Source organism: Sorangium sp. So ce281 (assembly GCF_051527395.1).
In the GTDB taxonomy this organism is placed as follows: domain Bacteria; phylum Myxococcota_A; class Polyangia; order Polyangiales; family Polyangiaceae; genus Sorangium; species Sorangium cellulosum_B.
The window spans coordinates 10768170-10789551 of record NZ_CP150322.1 but is presented as its reverse complement, the minus strand read 5'-3'; the positions used below and the strand labels follow the sequence as shown (position 1 = coordinate 10789551).

Annotated in this window: 19 protein-coding genes; 14 read left to right on the top strand and 5 right to left on the bottom strand. The window is 67.4% G+C overall.

The annotated features are described in order from the left end of the window. Position 1: 1 nt before the first annotated feature. The 5 genes from WMF27_RS41355 to dpdE are packed head-to-tail and all read right to left on the bottom strand — an operon-like array spanning position 2 to position 10667. Positions 2 to 733, bottom strand: a complete 732-nt coding sequence (locus WMF27_RS41355) for a hypothetical protein (protein WP_437763392.1) — start codon at positions 731 to 733, stop codon at positions 2 to 4. Then, positions 720 to 3935 carry a protein DpdH gene (gene dpdH, locus WMF27_RS41350; protein ID WP_437763393.1) on the bottom strand — a complete coding sequence of 1072 codons (3216 nt, stop codon included), beginning with the start codon at positions 3933 to 3935 and terminating at the stop codon, positions 720 to 722. Before dpdH ends, WMF27_RS41355 begins: the two co-directional genes overlap by 14 nt. Further along, positions 3932 to 4822, bottom strand: a complete 891-nt coding sequence (gene dpdG, locus WMF27_RS41345; RefSeq protein WP_437763394.1) for a protein DpdG — start codon at positions 4820 to 4822, stop codon at positions 3932 to 3934. The genes dpdH and dpdG overlap by 4 nt, the downstream gene beginning before the upstream one ends. Then, positions 4819 to 7407 carry a protein DpdF gene (gene dpdF, locus WMF27_RS41340; protein WP_437763395.1) on the bottom strand — a complete coding sequence of 863 codons (2589 nt, stop codon included), beginning with the start codon at positions 7405 to 7407 and terminating at the stop codon, positions 4819 to 4821. Before dpdF ends, dpdG begins: the two co-directional genes overlap by 4 nt. Then, entirely contained in the window at positions 7404 to 10667 is a 3264-nt protein-coding gene (dpdE, locus tag WMF27_RS41335) for a protein DpdE (RefSeq protein WP_437763396.1), read from the bottom strand. Before dpdE ends, dpdF begins: the two co-directional genes overlap by 4 nt. A 628-nt stretch (positions 10668 to 11295) precedes the next feature. On the opposite strand from dpdE, the gene WMF27_RS41330 reads away from it, so the two are divergent. From WMF27_RS41330 to WMF27_RS41265, 14 genes are all read left to right on the top strand, one after another. Next, on the top strand, positions 11296 to 11460 hold the full coding sequence (locus WMF27_RS41330; RefSeq protein WP_437763397.1) for a hypothetical protein: 165 nt from the start codon (positions 11296 to 11298) through the stop codon (positions 11458 to 11460). After that, complete coding sequence (locus WMF27_RS41325; protein ID WP_437763398.1) at positions 11457 to 11807, top strand: hypothetical protein; 351 nt, start codon at positions 11457 to 11459, stop codon at positions 11805 to 11807. The genes WMF27_RS41330 and WMF27_RS41325 overlap by 4 nt, the downstream gene beginning before the upstream one ends. Further along, the gene (locus tag WMF27_RS41320; protein ID WP_437763399.1) at positions 11788 to 12435 is read left to right on the top strand and encodes a JAB domain-containing protein; all 648 of its coding nucleotides are present in this window, start codon (positions 11788 to 11790) and stop codon (positions 12433 to 12435) included. The genes WMF27_RS41325 and WMF27_RS41320 overlap by 20 nt, the downstream gene beginning before the upstream one ends. A gap of 164 nt (positions 12436 to 12599) precedes the next feature. After that, entirely contained in the window at positions 12600 to 12887 is a 288-nt protein-coding gene (locus WMF27_RS41315) for a hypothetical protein (protein WP_437763400.1), read from the top strand. Next, positions 12871 to 13608 carry a hypothetical protein gene (locus WMF27_RS41310; RefSeq protein ID WP_437763401.1) on the top strand — a complete coding sequence of 246 codons (738 nt, stop codon included), beginning with the start codon at positions 12871 to 12873 and terminating at the stop codon, positions 13606 to 13608. The genes WMF27_RS41315 and WMF27_RS41310 overlap by 17 nt, the downstream gene beginning before the upstream one ends. A 127-nt stretch (positions 13609 to 13735) precedes the next feature. Next, positions 13736 to 14674 (top strand): hypothetical protein, encoded by a 939-nt coding sequence (locus tag WMF27_RS41305; RefSeq protein WP_437763402.1) that lies wholly within the window; start codon positions 13736 to 13738, stop codon positions 14672 to 14674. 156 nt (positions 14675 to 14830) lie between these two features. Continuing rightward, positions 14831 to 15919, top strand: coding sequence for an AAA family ATPase (locus WMF27_RS41300; protein WP_437763403.1), 1089 nt, complete (start codon positions 14831 to 14833; stop codon positions 15917 to 15919). A 9-nt stretch (positions 15920 to 15928) separates the two neighbouring features. Beyond that, positions 15929 to 17098, top strand: a complete 1170-nt coding sequence (locus tag WMF27_RS41295) for a vWA domain-containing protein (protein WP_437763404.1) — start codon at positions 15929 to 15931, stop codon at positions 17096 to 17098. Between the two features lie 20 nt (positions 17099 to 17118). Then, positions 17119 to 17511: a DUF6573 family protein gene (locus WMF27_RS41290; RefSeq protein WP_437763405.1), complete on the top strand. Its 393-nt coding sequence runs from the start codon at positions 17119 to 17121 to the stop codon at positions 17509 to 17511. Positions 17512 to 18103: 592 nt separating this feature from the next. Further along, a complete protein-coding gene (locus WMF27_RS41285; RefSeq protein WP_437763406.1) occupies positions 18104 to 18604 on the top strand; it encodes an RNA polymerase sigma factor in 501 nt (166 codons plus the stop codon). Positions 18605 to 19013: 409 nt separating this feature from the next. Beyond that, positions 19014 to 19295 (top strand): hypothetical protein, encoded by a 282-nt coding sequence (locus WMF27_RS41280; protein WP_437763407.1) that lies wholly within the window; start codon positions 19014 to 19016, stop codon positions 19293 to 19295. A gap of 97 nt (positions 19296 to 19392) precedes the next feature. Continuing rightward, positions 19393 to 20424: a recombinase RecA gene (gene recA, locus WMF27_RS41275; RefSeq protein WP_437763408.1), complete on the top strand. Its 1032-nt coding sequence runs from the start codon at positions 19393 to 19395 to the stop codon at positions 20422 to 20424. Positions 20425 to 20646: 222 nt separating this feature from the next. Next, the gene (locus WMF27_RS41270) at positions 20647 to 20832 is read left to right on the top strand and encodes a hypothetical protein (RefSeq protein ID WP_437763409.1); all 186 of its coding nucleotides are present in this window, start codon (positions 20647 to 20649) and stop codon (positions 20830 to 20832) included. A gap of 74 nt (positions 20833 to 20906) precedes the next feature. Continuing rightward, positions 20907 to 21233 carry a hypothetical protein gene (locus tag WMF27_RS41265; RefSeq protein ID WP_437763410.1) on the top strand — a complete coding sequence of 109 codons (327 nt, stop codon included), beginning with the start codon at positions 20907 to 20909 and terminating at the stop codon, positions 21231 to 21233. The last annotated feature ends 149 nt before the right edge of the window (positions 21234 to 21382 follow it).

The window sequence follows — 21382 nt, the reverse complement described above, 5'->3', positions numbered from 1 at the left end:
GTTAGTCGACGATGATCAGACGAACGTGCCCGAGCTGGCCGCCTTCTTCCAGCCAGGTGCGTACCTCCTCGGTGAGGCAGCCGAGCGGTGCTCCGTTCGCCTGGCGCGCCGCCTTGTAGAAGTCGAGCACCGCCTTCGGGAACTCTTTGGGGTCGAGTCCGTCGGTGAGCGTGCGCAGGGCGGCGCGCCGCGCGAGGAACTGCTCGATCTGGGTGCTCTTCGCCGCTCTGAGATCGATGCCCCGGAGCAACTCGTCGCGCTTGGCGCGGATCTCGCTGACCCTCACCTTGTAGGATGGGATGCGCTCGACGTGCTTTAGGAATGCCTCATCGACCGAGGGAATGCCGCTCTCGATCTCCTTGATGACCTTGTCGACCACCGCAGCCGTATCGCTGGCCACCTTCTCAAAGGCCCGCTTGAAATTCGCGTACTCCTTGCCCTCGTTGAAGGATCTCGGGTTCGTATCGAGCTTCCCGCGGAGGTTCGCAAGGTTCGCGAGCGCCTTCTTCGGATCGGGGAGGTGGCGCAGCGGCTCCGCTTCCTTCGGACCCAGCGTTGTTCCCCCGGACCGGAGCACATCGATCTTATCGAGCGCAGACGAGAGCGCTGTGCACGCCGCGCTAATGTCCTGCGCGCGTTCACGGAACTTCTCGGCGGTCTTGTCTGCCGACTTCAACTGCTCGTGCTCCTCGATGCGCCGGTGCAGCGTCCGACAGCGTTCAAGCAACGTCATCGCTCAGTCTCCGGAGCAGCTGCTCTGCCGTCTCGAGCTCGGACCGGACCGCGGATACTGCCTCGGCGACCGGATCGGTCCCGTACCTCGCCTCACTGTCCGCGATATCGGCGACTGCCGATCGCTCGAAGGTTTCAAATTCGGCGCGCAAGCCGTCGCATAGCCGCATGGTCGGGCCGTAGCCCCGGCTGAGGATCGCGAGCACTACGCCGCGCGGTGTCACGTCGTCGAGTCTGCCGGCATCGTCGAGCGCGGCCTTGACCTTCGCCTGGCGAAAGGATTCCACCTGTCGGAGCAGACCCTTCGTATCCACATCCTTCGCCAGACCGGCGGCGCGCGCTGCTTCGATGGTCTCTTTCATAGTGCGGACGAGGTCGTCCTTGTCGAAGTCGGCTCCGAGCCATCCGACGGTGCGCTGTCGCCACTCGGCGAGGTTCCGTTGCTCCTTGGGAATCGAGCTCGACAAGCGCCGGATCTCAGTATACGCGATCCTCAGCGGCGGAAACTCGGGAACGCCGCCGTCGCTCTTCGGGAGCGTGGCCGTCAACGTCCAGTGCCGAAGGGTGTCTTCCAGGAGAGGCTTGAGACGAAGAACGTCGACAGCATATACCGTGTCGCCGTTTCCCTGGCGAGACCCCACCAAATCGAGTAGGTGCTGGATCCACGAGCTCCTGGCGTGCGTATCGTCACCGCTCGGCTGGCGGTAGCGCGCAAGCGTCACCTGGAGCTCTTCCCATTCGGTCGGAGAAGCGTCGCGCGCCTGCGGCGCGGCTCCGGGCTCCGCACCATCCGGAGCGGGCGCGAAAAGCGCATTCAGCAGGGACACCGGATCGTCCTTGTCGGCGCCCTCGATGCCGAGCGCGCGCGTGCTGATCAGGAGACCTTGCACGAGCACCGGCGCGGGGTCCCAGGCGACCTTGAAATAGCGCTCGCGGAGGGCCGCGCGCACGCGGGGCACCAGCTTGCTGACGAGCGCGCCGTACCTGGCGAGATCTTCCTCGGCACCGTCGTAGTCCCAGCTGCCCTTGTACACGCGATGATGGCGAATGATTGCCATGAGAGCCCCTTTGATGCGGGCGCTCGAGCCCTCGGAGGCGAGGTCCTGCTCGGTGCACACGGCCGCCATCGCGTCCTCCGCGGTCCGCCCCTCGCCTCCGCCCGAGCGCGGAAGGAAGAGCAGTTCGTGCCGGCTGTCGGCCGTAATCTTGAGCGGCCGGAACTGGACCCAGTTCCATTCGACGGCACCGCTCACAGCGGCGAAGACCCACTTGCGCAGCTCGTTCGCGTCCTCCTGCGAGAGGAAGGTGCCACTGCGCCACTTCTCGAGGAGCGTGTCCCAGTGAGCGACGAGGCGGTCCTCCTGCGATTGCGTCCGCAGCGGCGGCGGGGGCGGCGGGGGCGGCGGGGGCGGCAGAGGCGCCTCCGATCCGCGACGGCGTGGCTCGACGACTACGGGCTTGCGATCGACCTCGAGTGCTTTGGAATCCAGGTTGAAGGCCGTGAGGACGCGCGGCTCGATCTTCGCCAGATGCGCGACGGACGTCGGAAGCCCGCCCCAGTACGCGAGGCAGCGCAGGCAACGGTCGAACTGGTCTTGCTCGACGTGGCGCTCGATGTACTGCGTCACGTTGCCACTTACGCGTGTCGTCGGCGCTCCGAAGCTCGCTGGCGGAAACTCGCCACGCTCGAAGAGTTCGCGCTGGCCGAGTACTTTGTTCAGGATGTTCTGGATGACGTAGCGGGGGTTGTGGACCACGCGTCCGTCTTTCACGCAACCTTCGTGTGCGAGCTGACGGATGGCCTCACGATTCAATGGAAAGAGCTCGTAACCGTCCGGCGAGCTTCCGAACGCGTTCACCGTCATGCGCGTCTCCGGCTCGACGTTCGCCAGGAAGCGCGGAATCCAGTCGCGCGAGTTACCCTGATCTGATTGTCGCGCGTCGTAGTCGCGCTGGATCGTCTGCTGTCCGAGCCGGGCCGCATTCAGGTATGCGCCAACCAGGCGCTCGATTCGTGCTAGGATTTGCTCCTCGGTGCCGGGTTCATCGAGGATCCGGTATTCCACGTTGGCGCGGGTGAGCACCGTGTCCGTGTCCATGTAGCCGGTCGTGTACGCGAGTGCTGTGCGTATCGTGCACAGCTCCTGACGGCCGTCCCGCACCGCCTCCTTGATCACCACCTGGAGCAACTGCTTCTGCAGGCCGGAGAGCGTCGCGAAGTCCTCCACGAGGAGGACGAGCTCCTTCTTCTCGCGGAGGAGATCGCGCCGGACAGCGTCGAAGAGGTCGGAGACCGTGGGATCGAGGCGCAGCAAGCGCTGCTTGGCGTCGTCGAGCGCGAGGTTCAGAATCCGAGTTGCATCGGAACGCCGGTCGTCGCGGTCCAGCTGTGTCAAAGCCCTCTGCTCATGCCGTCCGAGCATGCCGGTGTCGGGGAGGTGCTTGAAGTCGAGATCGTCGGGCGTGAAGAGATGCTTTCGATCGTCGTCGCGGCCCGCCTCGCGCCCCACGGTTAGCTGCTCGACGAGCTTCTTTACAACACCGTCGTCTCCGGCCGCCGTGCGTACGAAGTGCCGCTCGCGCAAGAACTGATTGCGCAGGAGGGTCGGGAGCATGTCGCGCCCGCAGTACGCGACGCACTTCTTGGCCCCGGCGTCGGTCGGATCTTCAAGGAGTCGCAGACGCGCCTTCTCGCCCATCTCCTCGATCGTGTGGGCCAGCATCTCGCAAAGGAGGCCGGCGGCCTCGACCGCATCGAGCTCCTGCTGCGCACGCTCGAGCTCGCGGCGGTACCGCTCGTACGCCGGTGAGCGGAGCTCGTTGAGCAGGAGGCCGAGCACTCCGCGCAGGCTCATGCCTTTCGGGATCCGAATGACGACGCGACGGTCGGCGCCGGGGCTCGACTGGACCTGCACGTCGAGCCAGCGGATCACGTGCGACTTACCCACTCCCGAGCTGCCGACGATGGGCACGATCATGCGGCCGTCCGGGAGGTCATCGTCGAGGAACGCGCGCAATAGTTCGTGCTCGTCGCACTCGCCGCCGCTCCCCGCCTGGCCACCAATGACGCGACGCTGGAAGTGCATGGTCTGATGGACCGCGAGGGACACCGCCGTGCTCGATGCCTCGGCGTCGGTCTTCACGCAAGCGACGACGTCGTCACGGCGCGGCCAGAAGCGGAGCAGCTCGTTCGTGGGAGTCATGCTCCCTCCATCCGCACGACGTGGCTGAAACGGTTGAGCTCGGTCCCGCGCCGGCCGAGCAGCACTCGCGTGGGAGCGTCGGAGCGCGTCTCGAGGCGAATCACGCCTGCAGCATCGCAGTTAAGGAGGGCCGCGGTGAGGCTCGGCGAGAGCTCGTGAGCCGCGAACGCGCGCCAGGGATGCTCGATGCGCGCCTCCAGGGCCACTCGGTACCGCCCGCCGTCGACTACTGGCAGCGCTTGCGCCAGGCGGGTGAGAAACACCTCCTGTCCTAGCGCGCGGTCGCCGGCGAAGACATCGTCGAGCACGTTGCGCACGGCAAACGCCGGGTCGAACACGAGCCGCTGCCCGGGCGACGCGAGGCCCAAGAATGGAGCCCAATCGGCCAATCCATCCCATCGGGTGTCGTTTATGATGGGGCGCGGCGTGACGCCCTGCTCGTTCTGGAGAGCCTCGGCCGCTTTCCAGTTTGGCTCCATCGTGTAGATGTCTTGCGCGAGAATCCACGCCGCGGCGCGCGTGAAGTCGGAGGCCAAGGACTGCTCCTCGTTGTATTCGCCGTTGCCCGCTCCCATGAATTCCGGATTATTTTTGGGCGTGAGCACAATGTGGAGCAAGGAAGCGCGAAATCGGTCGATGTCGTCCGCATCTAGCGCGGCGACTGAGGAGCACAGGTGGACACGTCCGTCGTGCTCCTCGAAGAGACCGAGTTGCTTCCAGCGGAGCAGCGTCTTACGGGCCATCTTGGGCCGCGGGCCGGCGACCGATGCCGGGGCGCAGAGGGCGAGGAGGCGGTCCTCGGGCTGTGGACCGTAAGCGACGAGTGCGCGCCTCAGCGCGACGAGAACGCTCAACAGACCATCGTTGGTGCGATTCAGGATGCTCATATTTCGATCCTCGCGAGAAGATCGTTCCAATCGAGGTGTCGCTCAACATCGAGAAGCGCCCGTGTAGGGTGTCGTGGATCGCGCGCGTGGCGCGGCAGGACGAGGATGTGGATCGGGCGATGAATCTGCATCGAGGCAGCGATGGATGTGACGTTGGCGCCGCGCGCTCCGACCACGGTCAGGCGTGGGACGGGCAGTTCCGGAGCATGCGGGTCGTAGTCCGAGGATGCAGGGGACACGCGCAACAGGAAGCGGAGCGGCGAGTAGTCGACGAGCTGATCCCATGTGTCGTCGTCGACCATATCTCCAGGCAGTGCCAGTTCGATGATGCCGCCGATGATGAGGTGTCGGAGGAGAGCTCTCACCTGCCCATGCCATTTGCGTTCGGCGCGCGTGCCGTCCGGCGGGTCATAAAAAATCCAACATCGGCCAGCGTGATCGCAGCATGGATCAAGCGCCCTCGATAGGGACGGTGAGATGGAAGCCACGGTCGGGCGCATCGACGTCACCTCCGGATCGGCGGACACGTAATGGACGATCCCGGCGCTCCGCGTCACCGGACAGCTGCCCCGTAGGCGAGGTGGGATAACGCCCAGGTCCGCGAGCGTGTAGGCATCGCGGAACACGTCGTTGAGCGGTCGGGTCAACGAACGCAGCTCCGCGACAGCCTGGTAGCTTCTCTGGTCGGCGCGACGTAGAGCGGCGCGAACACCCGCGACCGCGGTGTCCCAATGGGCCTGGTCCGAGTGGCGGACGTCGCGGAGCCGCACGGCGATCTCGCGGCGGAATCGCTGGATGGCCTCGTTCCGCCTACGCTCGAAGGCATGGTCGTCCTCGTCCTCCGCCCGTTCGAGTGCGGGCAGTTCGTGCGCCGCGAACTCGAGTAGGCCGGCGTGTGCCATGAGGACTAAAGTGCGGAGGTTCCATGATGCGTTGTAGTCGCTCGCGCTATCGATGCCCGACGGCAATGCATCCAGCGAGAGGACGTAGACCTCGTCGCCCATGTGGCGTCGGGGCGCCCACATGCTCTCCCAACGCTCGAACGCTCGTTCGACACTGAGGAGCTTCTCCTCGGCGATGCTTTTCGCAGTGGCATCGTCTCGGGGACTGCTCACCAGGAGCGCGACCGATGCGTTCCCGTCACGGCCGGCCCGTCCTACCTCCTGGTAGTAGCGATCGATTGTCTCGGGCAGGCAGGCGTGGACGATGGAGCGCACGTCCGTCTGATCGATCCCGAGCCCGAAGGCCGACGTCGCCACGATGATATCCACCCCGCGCTTCCGCCACTCGCGGAGGATCCGTTCCCCCGCGTCGCCGTCGAGATCGCCGCCGCGCACGAGTTGCACGCGACGGAAGCCGGCGTCCTTGAGCAGCTTGAACCAGCGCTCGGCGTGTTTGCGCAGGGTCGAGTAAAGGATGAGGGGGCGCGGCAAGTGCCGGACGGCCTCCAGTACTCGCTCCTCCCGCTCGACCTCGCTCGAGGCCATGCTCAGCAGGAATCCCGGCTCGGGCCGGAGCGCCGCCTCCGAAATCATGTGCATCTTGCCGCGACCGAATAGCAGGTCCAGCGTTGCGAAGGTCTCGGTTGTCAGCGTAGCGGTGAGCAGGAGCGTACGGGGCCGGAACTCGAAAGGAGAGACGGAGAGCAGGGCATCTCGAAGCCCAGCCAGGCTCTGGAACTCCGGGCGGAACTGCTGGCCCCACTGGGCTACCATGTGCACCTCGTCGACGACGATGTACCGCAGCCGCCCGCGCCTCGCAGCTTCGAAGAGCGGTGCGCGGAGCGCGCCGAGCGCAGCTTCGGGGGAGGTGAACAGGATGGGCAGCGAACCCGTTCGCACACCGGCGCGGATGGCAGCTTTGGTCTCTTGGTCGAGGCCGCCATGATAACAGAACGCCCCCCCCGCGTCCGCTGGACGCCGTTCGAGCAGCGCGCCGAAGCGTTCCGCTTGGTCCAGGGCGAGGGCGACCGTAGGCACGACGACGAGCGTGAGACCGCCCTGGGAGGCCCAGGTGAGCGCTGGCAACTGGAAGGCAAGCGTCTTTCCGGCGCCCGTCGGGAGGTTCGCCACCAGCGTGGAGCCCGCGGGCATGAGGAACGCCGCACGGACAGCCTCGCGCTGCCCCGGCGACGCATACGTCGTATACCCGGTCAGCGCGGCGACACGCGGATCCGAGGGCACCTGGCGGACGCGGCGCCGCGGCACCTCGCGCAGCGCCGCCTCCACGACGGACGCGGCGCCGCGATCGAGCCACCCAGGTGTCCACGCGCGAGCACGTACGAACGTGTGCGTCCTGTTCACGGGGGTCGCCTCGCACCCAAACCGCGCCCACGTCGCCTCGCTAGGCCAGCCTGCTCCACGCGGAACACGCAGGTCGGGCACCGGCTCCGCCGTCAAGCTGCATCGAAGGATGCCCTGGCGGATCAGACCGGCGATGTCAGCATCACCAACGGCGCCCGGATCGGCTCGTAGCGTTGCGAGCGCGCCGGCCAGCCGGCACAGGAGCGAATCGTCGGACACGACAGCGGCCTCCGAGTGTTCGGAGAGGACGAGTTGCTGCAGCGCGCGGAAGGGCGATATCATGGCGCTTCCAGATGTAGGACAGACGATGCAAGATACACGGCACCGACCGCGTCGAGCCGCACCAACGGCGTAGTGACGCCTGCTGCGAGCGCCCTGATGAGTTGGCGCTCGAGCTCGATGGCGGCCTCTTCGGAGGCGCGCGCGGCACCGGAGAGCCGGGCGATCCGGCTGTGCAGTTGATCCTCCACCGCGACCCCCGCGACCCGCACGCGCGCCGCCGCGGTCTGGCAGCGCTCCACGAAGCCTGGCGTCCCACGCAGCGCCCGCTCCGCGGCGGTCCGAGCGCGCACGCAGAGCTCTCCCCAGTCAGTGACGGGTACCGCGGCATCAACTGCGCTCCACCGGTCGGGGCGCAGGTTGAGGTCCCTCCCACCCTTCGTGAGCGCCTGGTACGGGCGCTCGAGGTGGTCGAGCACGCGCGGGTCTCGCACCTCGGCGAGCATGACGTCGAGCCATATCGAACGGTACTCCACGGGGAACGTTTCGTCGGCGCGCCGCCGGAGCGCCTCGGGCGCCGAGTCGGTCCCTGCGAGGACGGCCCTAGCGAGTGAGACATCGGCCTCGACGACGAAATCGAAACGGAAGAACAGCGCCGGCGCGCCGCTCCAGCCGGGCACGTGACGCCACATCGCGAACGCCGCTCCCCGATCGTCAGCGCGCACGAGCGACTCCGTCGCGTCGACGAGCGGATGTCCGATCCGCATCAGCCCGACGCCCTCGTCCTGGGCCACGGCTCGCACGAACGTGCATGGTTTCAGAGGCACCTCGCTGCGAGAGCGCGTACCGCCCGCCTCTCGATCGAGACAGCGATCGAACCGATCCAGCACCTCGAGCAACGGCAGCAACGTGGGTCGGTGCAGGGAGTAGGCGTACCGTATCGGATTCTCATCCCCGTCGGAGCGCACGTTGAACTGAAGGCAGCGGACCATCCACTCGTCGAACGCCTGTCGTCCCTCTGTGTCGACGGCTTCGTCGACGCGCTGCAGCGTCTCGAAGAAAACGCGATGGACGTCGGGATCGATTTCGAAGGAATCGATCAGCTCCTGCTGTCGGATACGGCGGAGCTCGGCGTCGACACCGGCGCCCGGATCGCGCAGGCGCGCAGCCTCCGCGTCGATCGCTGCTGGCCCGTCGGCAACGAAGCGGTCACGCATGCGAGCCGAGGAGTCAAGGAGGACATACTGGAGCGGAGCCACGGAGCGGTGGAAGATCCGCACAGACTCGGACAGGTATGCGACCCACTCCCGCTCGTATGGGTACGTGGATGAGAAGATCACATTGCGCAGCCGTCCGTGGGCTGCGATCCGATCCACGCGGCCGATCCGCTGCTCAATGCGGGTGGGCTCGAGCGGCAGATCATAGTGTACGACGGCGGCGCCAACGCGCTGGAGGTTCAACCCCTCCTCCGCGCTTGCATCGCAGACAAGAACGCGGACGGTTGACTCCTCACAGAACGAGCTCCCTGCCCCCGTCGTGTGTTGGCGCAGGACTGCAGCGGCTCCAAGCATCGCGCCGAGGCTTCTCGAGACCTGCTCCGCGACCTCGACGTCGTCGACGAACACGATGACCTTGCGGATCGCTGGGTTATCGTGCATCCACGAGGCCAGCCTTGAGACCCTCGCGTCGTCCCCAGTGCAGTCTGCAATGAGGCGCCTCCGCTCACGGAGCAGAGCCTCTTCGTCGGCGAAAGCCCACGGAGCGCTGAGCACCTCGAGCCGGCGCATCGAGAGTGGCGGCGGGCGATTTCGGGCGCGTAGCGCGAGGCGCGCATCGATGCAGCGAAGGAGCACCCTGGGATGAGAGAGCGCCGCCTCCACCCATACGGCGAGCAGCTGTGATTGCTCGGGCCGACAATCGCCCGCATCGTGCGCTGACGGCAGCGCGAGTCGCCAGGTCTCTACGAAATCGAATGCCTCGTTGCGTGCCTGATCTTGGCCGTCGATCTGGGTGACACCTCTGCGCTGCGGTAGGTGGTCCCTGATGCGAGGATCATCCCGGCGTGTTCGGAGCAATCGCCGGTGCAGGCGGTAGGTCTCCGTAACGTGTGTGCGCAACGTTTGCAGCGCGCGTGCCCGACCGCCGTTGGAGATGCTCGCGACGAGATGGCGTCGAACCTCGCCACATAGCTGGAGAAGCCGCGGATCGTCTACGAAGAGCTTCTCCAGCTGATCCAGCGCATCCTCAACGAAGAGATCGCTGGCCTCATCGCCCAAATCCGCGAGCGCCTCTGCGACTGTCTGGCGCCCCTGGACACGCAACCTGAACGCGCTCCGATCCTCTAGCGGATATGCATCGGGATCGAGCAGGTGCAACATCGCCAGGAAGCCGTCCTCATGGTCGAGTACCGGCGTGCCCGAAAGAAGCAGCACGCGCGGCACATGCCGTACGAGATGGCGGAGCGCATCGTAGTCCGCCCGCTCGCGAGCGTGAGAGGAAAACGCGCGAACGGCGCAGCGATGTGCTTCGTCAACGACGATCATGGTGGTTCCGATGACATCGCGAGATTGGTCCAACAGCAACTCTTCCGCGATGACGGAGATCCGGGCGTCGTCCTCTGACAGGAAGAATTTCTCCGCGAGCTCGGCCCGCCACTGACTCACTAAATGCCGCGGCACGATTATCAGTACCTTCGCGTCGTCCGGACGTTCGATGACGTGCTGGCGAACGAGCGCGCACGCCTGGATGGTCTTGCCGAGTCCGACCTCGTCAGCCAAGAGGTAGCGTTGGACCGGATCCGCGAGGATGCGGCGAACCGTCGTGATCTGGTGCTCGAGTAACTCTACGGCGGCGGACGCGATGCCCATGAGCCCGCCGAAAGCCGCGCGCTGCGATGCGAGGTGACGGACAAGCCGGGCGCGTCCGTCGTAGAAGAGAGGCGTGTCCGTGATGCGCGCGGCCAGGTAATCGAGGGGATCGTTGATCGGTCGGGACCACCGCAGGTAGAGCTGCGACCGAGGCACGAGGACATCGCTGTCGTTAGGGAAGCGAACGGGGTAGTGTTCCTCCCGCTTGCGTAGCGCCGCGGCGCTCACCGGTGCCCCGGTCACACGCCCCATGCGCCACGTACCGCGCTCCTCGTCGAACCAATAGACACGCGTCTGAACCGAGAGCTCGACGGGGCGGACACGCGCAGAAGGGACCCTCTCGGAGTGCAGAGCGGGTCCAGCAGGCGACGCGAAGTACTCAACCTCCGCCGCTCCATCGCTCACCGCGATGAGCTTCCCGATGCCGTCGCGACTCCTGTCAACGCACACGAACATGCCGGCCACCAATCCCGGAGGCATGCTCAACCGGCCTCTTCGGCGCTGACGTAGACCGGCATGCGTCCACTGGGTGGCAGCCGACGCCCGTGATCGTAGCGTCGAGGGATCCTGCAGCAAGCACCCCTGTAAGACCACACCACTTCGACCGTGTGCAACCTCGACAGGCCTATTGGCAGAGCAAAGATGGTTTGGGGTGGCTGCATCAACGTCATGGCGGCGCGAGAGACCTGAACCCTATGGTGATGGAGGAAACCACACAGCCGCGAGACGGACAAGTCGATCCGCCATCCGACGCAGACGGTTGCCGAGGCGCCACGGTCACCCATCAGGCAACGCAGGACGCGAGCATTGCGCTTCGCGTCATTACAACAAATTTCAATAAAGTTGATGGGATAAGAACGATGGATGAGAACTTTCTCACAAGAGCGTCGCACCCATGAAGAACCCCAAGTTCCTCATCAAGACGCTGCGCGTTGCAGCTGCCATCCTCACGATGATCGCGCAGCCCATCCTGGCCTACATGGGCTGAACAGTCGCACTTCCCGCCGGAGCCTCGCCGAACCTGCGGCTTGTCTTCCTTTGCATCCTCGTCATTACCGCGCCCGCTCGGGCGCTAGGAGTCCTCATGATGCCCACGAAGATCTCGAGCGACATGCCCTCGAAACCTGGCCAGACCGTGCCGTACATCATCCGCGTGCTCACCGCGGACGCGACGAAGAAGGGCGCCGCCGCCGCCGTCGCCGGCCTCCTGGTCGCGGCCGTGTCGGAGGCGATCTGGCCGCCGCGGTGAGCGAGCTGATCGGCGAGGCCTTGCTGGAGCTGATCCGGCAGGGCCTGCCGCAGCGCGTGCCGACGGCTGCGGAGCTGCTCGACTGGCTCCGGGAGGCGGCAACCCCGCCCACGGGTGTCGAGCTCTTCAGCGCCGACGGCGCAGCGTTCACCGGCATCGTGATCGTCGACCGGAACCGGCCGGTCTTCGTGCTCGCGGCGCGACAGGCCCCGGCACCGCGAGTCTACATGGGCCCGTCCATCTCGCCCGGCCCGCCGCGCCACGATTCCCCGTACGGCCAGCGCTCCCTGTTCAACGAGGACGACGAGCCCTACTGGCGGGACGGCCATGCCGACTGGCCGCGGTGAGGCCGACCTCGGCGCCGGGCACCCGGGCGTGCACCTCGGGGACGCCCTCGCCGCGCCCGAGGCCGAGTTGCTCCGCGCTGTCCTGCGCAGCGGGTGCCTCGCGGACCGCCTCGCCCGCGCCCCTGGCGGCTGGCGAGACCTGAGCGAGCACGAGCTGGAGCAGCTCCGGCTCACGCGGTCCCAGCGCGACGCGGTTCTGGCGCTGCAGCAGCTCGTCTGCAGCTGCTACCCGTCGTTGCCGAAGCACAGGTTTTCGTGCTCGGCGGACATCGCCCGCGTGTACGCCGAACGCCTGGGCGGGCTCGTCCACGAGGTGATGCTTGGCGTCGCGCTCAACGGCCGGAACGAGTTCATGGCCGAGATCGAGCTGGCACGTGGCGGGAGGCACGGCGCCGCGCTCACCGTCGCCGATGCGCTGCGGCCGGTCATCCGTACCGGCGCCAGCGCGTTCGTCCTCGTGCACAACCACCCGGGCGGGGATCCGATGCCCAGCCCGGAGGACATCGCGCTCACGACGGCGATGAAGCAGGCTGCTGACCTCGTGAGCATTCCTCTGGTCGATCACATCATCATTGGAGGTCGCGGCGGAGGATTCAGCTCCATGCTCGATCTCTGCATCATCCAGTAAGAAGACTGCCGACAGACCGTACCGACTGCATCATCGATGCCGTGCTCGGTCTACAGCGGCGCTGACGATTCATCACATTACAAGTTCACATTCCTCAGGGCGCCCGTTGGCACGAGCTCTCGTGCTCCGGGCGCCTTTCCATTTTCGAAGAAAAGGAACATCTCATGCGCGTCAACGGTCGTACGCTCCGCCCCTCGACCCTGGCCGAGCGCCGTCTCCTCTTGTCGCTCGGCACCGCCTCCCTGCGCGTGCCGCGCAGCATGAATCCGTTCGCCGTCGCCCGGCGGCTGCGCCGCGCCGCGCTGGGCAACAGCCCCGATCACGAGTTCGCCCGCGACCTGGTGAAGGCGAAGAAGCGGCCCGACCAACTGCCGGTTCCCTCGCCGGATCTGGATCTTCCGGAGCCCACGAACCCCGACGAGGGCGCGATCGTCCATGGCCGGGCGGCGTAGCGGCCTGGCAAGGCTTGAGCGCGTTCTTCGCGCGCTCGAGCCCGGGTCGCACAACATCGGGGATTACGTCGCCGAGCACGACGAGGAACTCGCGGTTCTGCTCGGCGTCGATGCCAACGAGCTCCGGGCACTGGCCGGCCAGCCCGACGAGGAAGCCGCTCCCCGGGTTCGCGCGCTCCTCCAGCACCGAGCTGAAGCCCGCACGCTGCGTCATCAGGCTGCCCGTCGCGATGCCGTCTTGGCGGCAGCGCAGCGGCTTGCCATGACGGCAATCTGGCGGGAAAGCACGGCGCTGCTGGAGTCGAACGTCCTCCTCGGCGACCTGCTCGCCGAGGTGACGATCCAGCACATCAGTCTGGTGAGTCGTGCCTTCGCGGTACACCTGCCTCGCAAGAAGCTGGTCGAGGTCGCAGAGGTTCTTCCGAGGCAGTTCGCTGATCTGGTGAGCTGGGTGGACCGGACCGGACTCCACTTTCGATGGCGCCAGGGGCGTGGCGGGCTGAGCCTCTACTCGCAGGTGGTGCCAGCCAGCGAGTCCGCCCACGTCCTCCACGTCAGCATCCCGGCTCCTGTCCTCAGGAAGCACCGACCAGCTCCAGCTTCCCCGGGACGCCGAAGCCAAGACGCCGCGCGTCCGAGCCCCACGAACGCAGCGCCTGCTGCGGCTCGTAGCACAGGATGGCTCGCCGAGGCGCTCACTGAAGCTGCTTTCTCGGCCTAGCAATCATCGCGGCCCATCGTCCTTTCGGGGGACCGCTGCTCTGGGCAGCGTGCGGGTCGATCCGCGCAGCGCCCGCTTCTTCTCCGCCGCCATACACACACTCTCTCCATGACAAGGAGTCCACACCATGAACAGCGTACCGGCGACGCTCGAGCGCGCCCAGCGGCGACTCGCCGCCGCGGGAGGTCGCCACATCGGCGATCTCATCTCCTGGAACACCGACCGGATCGATGTGACGCGCGACGCCGTTCGCCGCGTCTTCGCGACTGAGGGGCTCGGCCACCTCATCCCGAATATGGAACCGGCCACCGCGCTCTCGCGGGCCGCAGCCGAGGTGAAGCGCCCGGCCGGCATCCTCGTCCGGCCCTTCGCGCGGCCCAAGGGCGACACGAGCGCCGCGATCGGCGTCTACGTGCAGAAGACCCGCGAGGGCGAGGCCGGCGACGAGTACGTCTGCGGCGCTCGCAGCCGGGTCGACCGGCACACGGGCACCATCGTGGGCCTGCCGCCCGACGGCGCACCCTCGATCGCCGAGGCCCTCGCGCACGCCGAGGCCATGGCTGCACACGGAAACCACCTCGTCGCGCACGCCGAGACGCGGGACATCTCCTTCGCCATGGTGGCGACGGCCAAGGCGCTCTCCGGCGTGCCGCTGCGGGACCGAGGCGGGTTCTACCTACTGCCGCCCTCCACCTGCGGTGCATGGCTTCGGCTCCGGCCGGGGCTCGAGCAGCTCGGCGTGAAGCCGATTCGGATCGAGATGCACGACGCGCCCGACAACGTCGCGGTCGCCAGGGCGGCAGCACAGGGCGCGCTGGAGGCGGACGTCGCGGAGCTCATCGCCGACCTAGACAAGGCGGCGTCGGAGGGCATGCGTCAGAACGCGCTCGCGCGGCGGGTCGAACTCTGCAAAGAGCTCACGGCCAAGGCCGAGCTCTACCGCGGCGTCTTGGCCGGTGTCGCCGACCGAATCACCGCGCGGGTCAAAGAGCTCCAGCACAGCTTCCAGCTGCAGCTCGACGGCGGAGATGGCGTGTCGTTCACCATCCCCGTGGTCAACGACTGAGAACGCCGAGTTCACCAAAGGGGACGCCTCGCCGTGGGTGACGCCGCGGTGAGGCACCGGCGCAGCATGTCCGCTGCGCAGATACACGAGGTGATGATGAAGTCGACAACCAACAACTCGGTCGATGTGGCCTCTGTGCGGCATAGGTTCCGGACCGTGCGTGACAGCTTGCTTGCCGCTTTCCGGGAGCGCGAGAACGCCGTCGAGTGCATCCTGCTCGCTGCCCTCTCGGGTAATCACGCGCTGCTCGTGGGTCCTCCGGGCACGGCGAAGAGCGCCTTGTTCTTCGGGTTCCTGTCCTGCTTCCCCGACGCGCGGAAGTTCCAGACGCTGGTCACCAAGTTCGGGACCGAGGACGAGTACTTTGGGCCGGTGAAGCTCAGCGCCCTGAAGAACGACCTCTGGGAGCGTAACCTCGACGGTCGGCTCGCCGGGGTCGAGTGCGCGTTCCTCGACGAGGTGTTCAAGGGGTCCGACTCGGTGCTCAATGCCTTTCTGTCGGCGATGAACGAGCGGCTCTACAAGGACCGGACCATCCCGCTACGGATGCTCGTTGGCGCCTCGAACGAGCTGCCTGAGGAGGAGAACCTGGCGGCGGTCTACGACCGCTTCCTGCTGCGGGACCTGGTCGAGTACGTGCAGGCGGACGCGACCTGGATGCAGCTCGTCGCGACGCCGCCGGCCTACACGGCCTCGGCCCAGATCAAGCTCGTCGAATGGGATGCGGCGCGGGCGGACGTGGGCTGCGTGACGCTGCCCGAGCGCATCGTGCAGGAGCTCCTCCGGATCCGGAACGAGCTCAAGGTCAACGGGATCGTCGTATCCGACCGGCGCTGGATCGCACTCACCCGCGTGCTCCGTGCCGCCGCCTGGCTCGACGACTGCGCCGAGGTCGAGCTGGACCACCTCGCCGTGCTCCGGTACGGGCTCTGGCAGAAGCCTGACGATCGCGCTCGCGTCGTCGCCGTGCTCGACACGGTGGACCGGAGCGCGGTGGCGAAGGCGATCACCGTCGTGGACGAGGCCCTGCGCGCCTACGCCCATCGGCCCACGGAGGCGGCGGCCTACCTGGAGGCGCTCCCCAAGCTCGCCGCCGACATCACCGACGCGGCCAAGCGGGTGCAGGAGCAGCTCAAGGAGGGCGTGTCCCGCCGGGCGCAGGCGCGCATTCAGCCGAAGCTCGACGAGCTGAAGAAGGTCCATGACGCGCTCAAGGCCGACCTGGCGAAGCGCTACGCCCTCTAGGAGATCGCGATGGGGACCTTCCTCCAGGCTCGGCGCGCCCACCGCGCCGTGGCGGTCGCAGCGGACCAGGACGCCGCGATCGCCGGGGACATCTGGAACGCGATCGTCGGGGCAGGGAGCGAGCCGCTCGCGGGCTCCTTCGCCGAGGCGGTGCAGGACACTGCGCCGGTGGAGCACGCCGCGCTGCTCGCGTCCGACGACGTGGCGGCGGCATACGCCTTCGAGCGGCTGTGGGGCTGCCTCCCGGCCCTGCCCCCAAGGGCGTCGCCCTTCGAGCTGCGCGGCATCGCCCGGGAGACGTGGGCAGCCTTCGATGCGCACGCCCGGCGCACCGAGCATCTTGCCGGGGGATTCGGCTGGGACGTCAGCGCGGCGTGGACCCACGCCCGCGACGTCGAGCTTGCCCACGGGGACCTCCACCAGGTCGAGCGCATCGCTCGCCTCGCTGGGCGCATGTACGCGGCGCTGCGAGGGGCCCGGGCCAGCCGGGTCCACGGCGTGCCCGCAGAGGTCTACTCGGTCGAGCAGGGCAACGACGTGTCCCGTCTGCTGCCGGCCGAGCAGGTGCTGCTCATGGAGCCCGTCCTGGAGACGGTCGTCCTGGAGCGGATCGCCTCCAGGCGGGCAGCCCAGTACGCCGTGCGTGGCGAAGCGATGAAGTCGAAGGGGCCGCTCGTGATCGCGCTCGACGAGTCCGGGAGCATGCACGCGGCGCGCAACGAGTGGGCGAAAGCCGCGACCGTCGCGCTCTGCCGCGTCGCCTTCGATGAGAAGCGGCCGGTCGCCGTGGTCCACTACTCGACCTCCATCGTGGTCCAGGCCATCAAGCCCGGCGACACGCAGGCCGTGCTGCGGATGGTGCGCCACTTCCTCGGAGGAGGAACGGCCATCGGCCTCGCGCTCGGCATGGCCGTGCAGCAGGTCCGGCAGCTCGCCCGGCGGGGCCATCAGGGCGCCGACGTCATCCTCGTCACCGACGGCGTGGACGGGAACCAGGCGGCTCAGGAAGCAGCCCTCCGCGAGGGCCTGGCGCTCGGGGTGCGGCTCTGGACCGTGGCCATCGAGTGCGAGGTGGCCGAGACCTCACCCCTCCGGGCCAAGGCCGCGCACTACGTGCGCCTCGGCGGCGCAGAGCTCGCGAACGGCGAAAGTGTCTCTCTCCTGGCCGGCGCCACGTAATCCCAACGGAGGAAAACAAAATGCCGGACAACGACGAGCTCGAGTTCGAGGTCATCGAGGCGTACACGCGCGCCCAGGCCATCGCGGATGGCACCCTGATGGACGTGACGCCAACGGCCCGGGAGATGGGTATCAAGCTGCCCGTCGCCGTGACGCACTCCGTCTGGAACCGCTACGTGATGCTGACTCCGGCTGCGCAGCGGGCCCACAACGACGAGCGCGGCCGATTGTGGGATGTGCTCTGGATGTTCCGCGCGGCAGCTCAGCGCGCACCGGAAGCAAACGAGATCATCTTCTCGCTGTACGTGGTTACCGACTCAGCCAAGCCTTCGCTGGTGGAGCTCAAGGCGGTCTGCGGTCCCGGCGACAACGCCGAGCCCGTGATCACCATCATGCTGCCGGGAGAGGATTAAGACTACGCAGCTTCGAGCCGGTCCCGGTGCTGCATTCCGACCGCTCCCGCAGATCTCGCGTGTTGCCAGCTCTTCCCCCGGTGCAGCAGCGCGCTCATCTCCGTCTGAAGTAGTGCAGCCCGCGGCGACTGCAATCGCCCGGGCTGCGTGGCCGAAACCTCGCACCACGAGGTCCCGACATGCTGACTGTAATCCGCCCGCGCTCCGCGGGCCAAGGGAGCGGTGCGCCTTCGCGCCGGCACCCTCGCTCCCATTCGCCTTCCCTGACCGACACCGAAACGACCCGACTGCCCGCCGCACCCCGCAACCTGCCGCGGGGGCTGTACGGTTCCCGCTTCTGCTCCTCCGGCAGCATGGACGTCCGCGCGCGAAGTAGCCGGCACACCGTCGCCGGCACGCACCGGTCGCCGTCAGCCATGGCCAGACACGCCGCCCAGGCGGCCAGCACCACGGCACACAGCCGGTGGAGCGCCCCCGGAGCGGCTGATGGCCAACGCACCTCCGTGAGGGATGGGTGAGGCGCGAGCGCAAGGGGGCCCGCCGCCCGCCCGCCACGCCACATCCCCCGGCCCGACCGAGCATCACGGCCGTCATGGCGGAGCGGGCCTTCATCGTGGCCACGCTCATCTCCTGCGGCGTTCCCGCGCGCGACAGCGCCGACGTCGCGCAGGCGGTCGTGCTGGGCGCGTGGGAGGCCATCGAGGCCGACCGGTATCGTCCCGACCCGGCTGCAAACGCGCGGCAGGTGCTTCGCCGCTGGCTCCGCGGTGTCGCTTGGCGGCAGGCGACGCACTACCTCGAGAGCGCGTACGTGCGTCACGAGGTCCTGCACCACGAGCCGCTCGGTCCTCTGCGCCACGTCGTGGCTCTGAATCTCGAGGCGCAACTCCAGGCGCGCGCCGAGATGGAGGCGCTCCTCGCGCTCTGGCAGATGCCGCTCTGGGCGCGCGAGGTGCTCGCCCTGGCGGCTCTGGGTCACGGGGGCACCGAGATCGCGAGCGTGCTGCACCTGCACCACGGAACCGCCGTCAGCCGGCTTCGCCGGGCTCGCAAGCTGCTCGCGCGCATGCGTAAGCGAAAGGGGGGCCGATGAACCTCGGGGATCCCAAGCACTGCATGAGTGTCGCGTTCACCGGCAAGCCAGTCACACGGTACGTATCTCCCCACGACATCGAGGGCTATTTGGAGTCAAAGGGCTACCAGTCGGCGCTCTCGGAAGAGCGCGACTGGCCCAGAGACATCCCCTGCGCCTGGTCGCCGCTCAGCTAGCCGGATCCGCGCGCCCCGCCGATCCGCATGCATCCACACATCGTGCGGGGACCACGGCTGTGCTCGCAGCCGATGGAGAAGGTCATCGAGGTCATCGCGCACAACGAGGGACCCACGCCCGGCGAGGTGCTGCGCGAAATCGCCGTGCACTCTCAGCTGGAGCGCGGCGGGTAGCCTCCTCCGCCCCGCTATCACGACGCACACCGTGCCCTCTCTTCTGGAGGCAATCCACCATGACAGCGACTCGCCAGTACCCGGCGGACGACGATACATGGGACGGCCGTACCGAACGACCCCCACCGAACGACGCCATCCGATTCGACGATGCCAGCTACATGCACAAGTGGATCACGGCGCTTCGGGAGCAAGTGGACCAAGGCCTGAACGCCGCCGAAGATGCCACGCGCCCCGTCCAGGAGCGCGTTCTCTCCCGACACGAGGCGCGCCGCCGCATCGAGAAGGCGACGGAGACCATCTACAACCTGCTCGACGCTGCGAAGCGCGACCTCCCCTGACGACCGCAGACGCAAGGGCGCCCGCCTGCGCAGCCCCTGTCTGCTGCGGCGCGCTCTCCCGTCTCGACGACACCCTCACCAGCAAAGGACCTTCACCATGAACACTCACGTCAGCAAGGCTCGCGCCGTCCAGTCCGTGGTCGGTGCCATCGAGAAGCAATTCGGAAAGGGAGCCCTCATGTCCCTCGGAAGTGGTGACTGCATCCCCGAGATCCGCGTCATCCGCACTGGCTCGCTCGCGCTCGACACCGCTCTCGGCATCGGCGGCTACCCGCGCGGCCGCGTCGTCGAGATCTACGGCCCGGAGTCGTCCGGCAAGACCACCCTCACGCTGCACGCCATGCGCGAAGCCCAGCGGACGGGTGGTGTCGCGGCGTTCATCGACGCCGAGCACGCGTTCGACGTCACCTACGCGCGTGCGATCGGCGTCGACACCGACCGGCTCCTCGTCTCCCAGCCGGACAGCGGCGAGCAGGCGCTCGAGATCGCCGAGATGCTGACCCGCTCCTCGGCTGTCGACATCATCGTCATCGACTCGGTTGCCGCGCTCACGCCGAGGGCCGAGATCGAGGGCGACATGGGCGACCAGCACCTCGGTCTCCAGGCACGGCTGATGAGCCAGGCACTCCGCAAGCTAACGGGCATCGCGCACCGGACCGAGACCACCCTGATCTTCATCAACCAGCTCCGCCACAAGATCGGCGTCGTCTTCGGCAGCCCCGAGACGACCACGGGCGGCAACGCGCTGAAGTTCTACGCGAGCGTGCGCCTCGACGTGCGCCGGGTCGGGACCGTGAAGGCGGGCGAGGACACGGTCGGAGCCCGCACGCGGGTCAAGATCGTCAAGAACAAGCTGGCGCCGCCCTTCAAGGAGGCGGAGTTCGACATCCGCTGGGGCAAGGGGATCGACGCCGCCGGCGACCTCGTCGATCACGGCCTCACGACCGGGGTGATCCAGAAGAACGGCGCGCACCTGGCCTTCCGCGGCGAGCACATCGGCCACGGGCGCGATCGAGCTCGTGAGGCGCTGCTCGCGAACGGAACGCTGGCCGCCGCTGTGCGCGCCGGCGTCGAGGCGGCTGGGCACGAGCCCCAGGCTCGCCAGCGGGTCGAAGCCGCGGGGACCTGAGCCCTCAGCGGCGACGACCAAGAGCAGGTGGACAGCCCGCGGCGCTCCCCGGCGGGCTGTCTCCCCGGCCCCGAGATCCACCCGCAGTCATCGTCCCACGCGAGCGGGTTTCAGCCGGGTGACTGCACCTCGCTGGAGTTCCCCCGCGACGGCTGCCAATCCCGTCGCGCGGCGCAGGCCGCGCTTTCCCATCAGCAACCGAGGAGAAATCATGCTCCAGAGGTGCTCGACGCGCTCGATCTCGAGGATGACCGGGTGCGCCTCTTCATCGTGCATCGAGACAAGAGCGGCGCAACAGCGGTGGATCGGGTCGGGTACAGCGACGTGCTCGCCAGGTGCGCGGAAAGGGGGATGACGCTCTCGCGGCTGTGGCTGTCAGGTGCGCTCGGCGGGATGCACAACATGTGAGGTCAGTCGTCGCAGCAAGCGTCAACGCAAGTTCAGAGCACGCGCGGGGATAAGAAACGTGAAGGAGGACGACCATGAAAATTCTGCGTCGCGTCATCCAACTCGTGCTCGACATCAATAAGATCCAGGCCGAAGCCGTGTTCAAGGTGTACGGTCGATTCGGTCTCTACCGGCGGCTGTACATCGCTTGTGGCTTCCCCGAGGGCACCGCAAAGCGGCTCGAGGAGCGGCTGCTCGCGCTCGGCCACGAGGGCGTGGCGGAGCAGCACGAGATCCTGTGCCGGTTCGTGCGGGGTGACATCGGCGTTGTGCAGCTCTTCGAGGAGCTGACTCAGTGGTTCTCAGACTACATGGAGAACTGCCAAGCCGCCGCAATGGACGAGCTGCACGCCGCTGCCTGATTCCAGGCGCGGGGAGCAGGAGGACGGGCGGAGCCTCGCCGTTCTCCTTCTTTAGCACCTCCTTCGGAAGCCTGTCGCCCCGACCCCAGCGCCCCCGAAGTCAACGCGGCTGAACAGGCGGTCGAAGACAGCTCTCCGCTCCTCACGAT

Excerpts from the sequence above, each read along its gene's own strand:
- WMF27_RS41310 (WP_437763401.1), top strand. The coding sequence starts at position 12,871 with ATGGCCGGGCGGCGTAGCGGCCTGGCAAGGCTTGAGCGCGTTCTTCGC.
- dpdH (WP_437763393.1), bottom strand. The coding sequence starts at position 3,935 with ATGACTCCCACGAACGAGCTGCTCCGCTTCTGGCCGCGCCGTGACGAC.
- WMF27_RS41330 (WP_437763397.1), top strand. The coding sequence starts at position 11,296 with ATGATGCCCACGAAGATCTCGAGCGACATGCCCTCGAAACCTGGCCAG.
- dpdG (WP_437763394.1), bottom strand. The coding sequence starts at position 4,822 with ATGAGCATCCTGAATCGCACCAACGATGGTCTGTTGAGCGTTCTCGTC.
- WMF27_RS41315 (WP_437763400.1), top strand. The coding sequence starts at position 12,600 with ATGCGCGTCAACGGTCGTACGCTCCGCCCCTCGACCCTGGCCGAGCGC.
- recA (WP_437763408.1), top strand. The coding sequence starts at position 19,393 with ATGAACACTCACGTCAGCAAGGCTCGCGCCGTCCAGTCCGTGGTCGGT.
- dpdF (WP_437763395.1), bottom strand. The coding sequence starts at position 7,407 with ATGATATCGCCCTTCCGCGCGCTGCAGCAACTCGTCCTCTCCGAACAC.
- dpdE (WP_437763396.1), bottom strand. The coding sequence starts at position 10,667 with ATGTTCGTGTGCGTTGACAGGAGTCGCGACGGCATCGGGAAGCTCATC.
- WMF27_RS41265 (WP_437763410.1), top strand. The coding sequence starts at position 20,907 with ATGAAAATTCTGCGTCGCGTCATCCAACTCGTGCTCGACATCAATAAG.
- WMF27_RS41355 (WP_437763392.1), bottom strand. The coding sequence starts at position 733 with ATGACGTTGCTTGAACGCTGTCGGACGCTGCACCGGCGCATCGAGGAG.
- WMF27_RS41290 (WP_437763405.1), top strand. The coding sequence starts at position 17,119 with ATGCCGGACAACGACGAGCTCGAGTTCGAGGTCATCGAGGCGTACACG.
- WMF27_RS41295 (WP_437763404.1), top strand. The coding sequence starts at position 15,929 with ATGGGGACCTTCCTCCAGGCTCGGCGCGCCCACCGCGCCGTGGCGGTC.
- WMF27_RS41285 (WP_437763406.1), top strand. The coding sequence starts at position 18,104 with ATGGCGGAGCGGGCCTTCATCGTGGCCACGCTCATCTCCTGCGGCGTT.
- WMF27_RS41320 (WP_437763399.1), top strand. The coding sequence starts at position 11,788 with ATGCCGACTGGCCGCGGTGAGGCCGACCTCGGCGCCGGGCACCCGGGC.
- WMF27_RS41305 (WP_437763402.1), top strand. The coding sequence starts at position 13,736 with ATGAACAGCGTACCGGCGACGCTCGAGCGCGCCCAGCGGCGACTCGCC.
- WMF27_RS41280 (WP_437763407.1), top strand. The coding sequence starts at position 19,014 with ATGACAGCGACTCGCCAGTACCCGGCGGACGACGATACATGGGACGGC.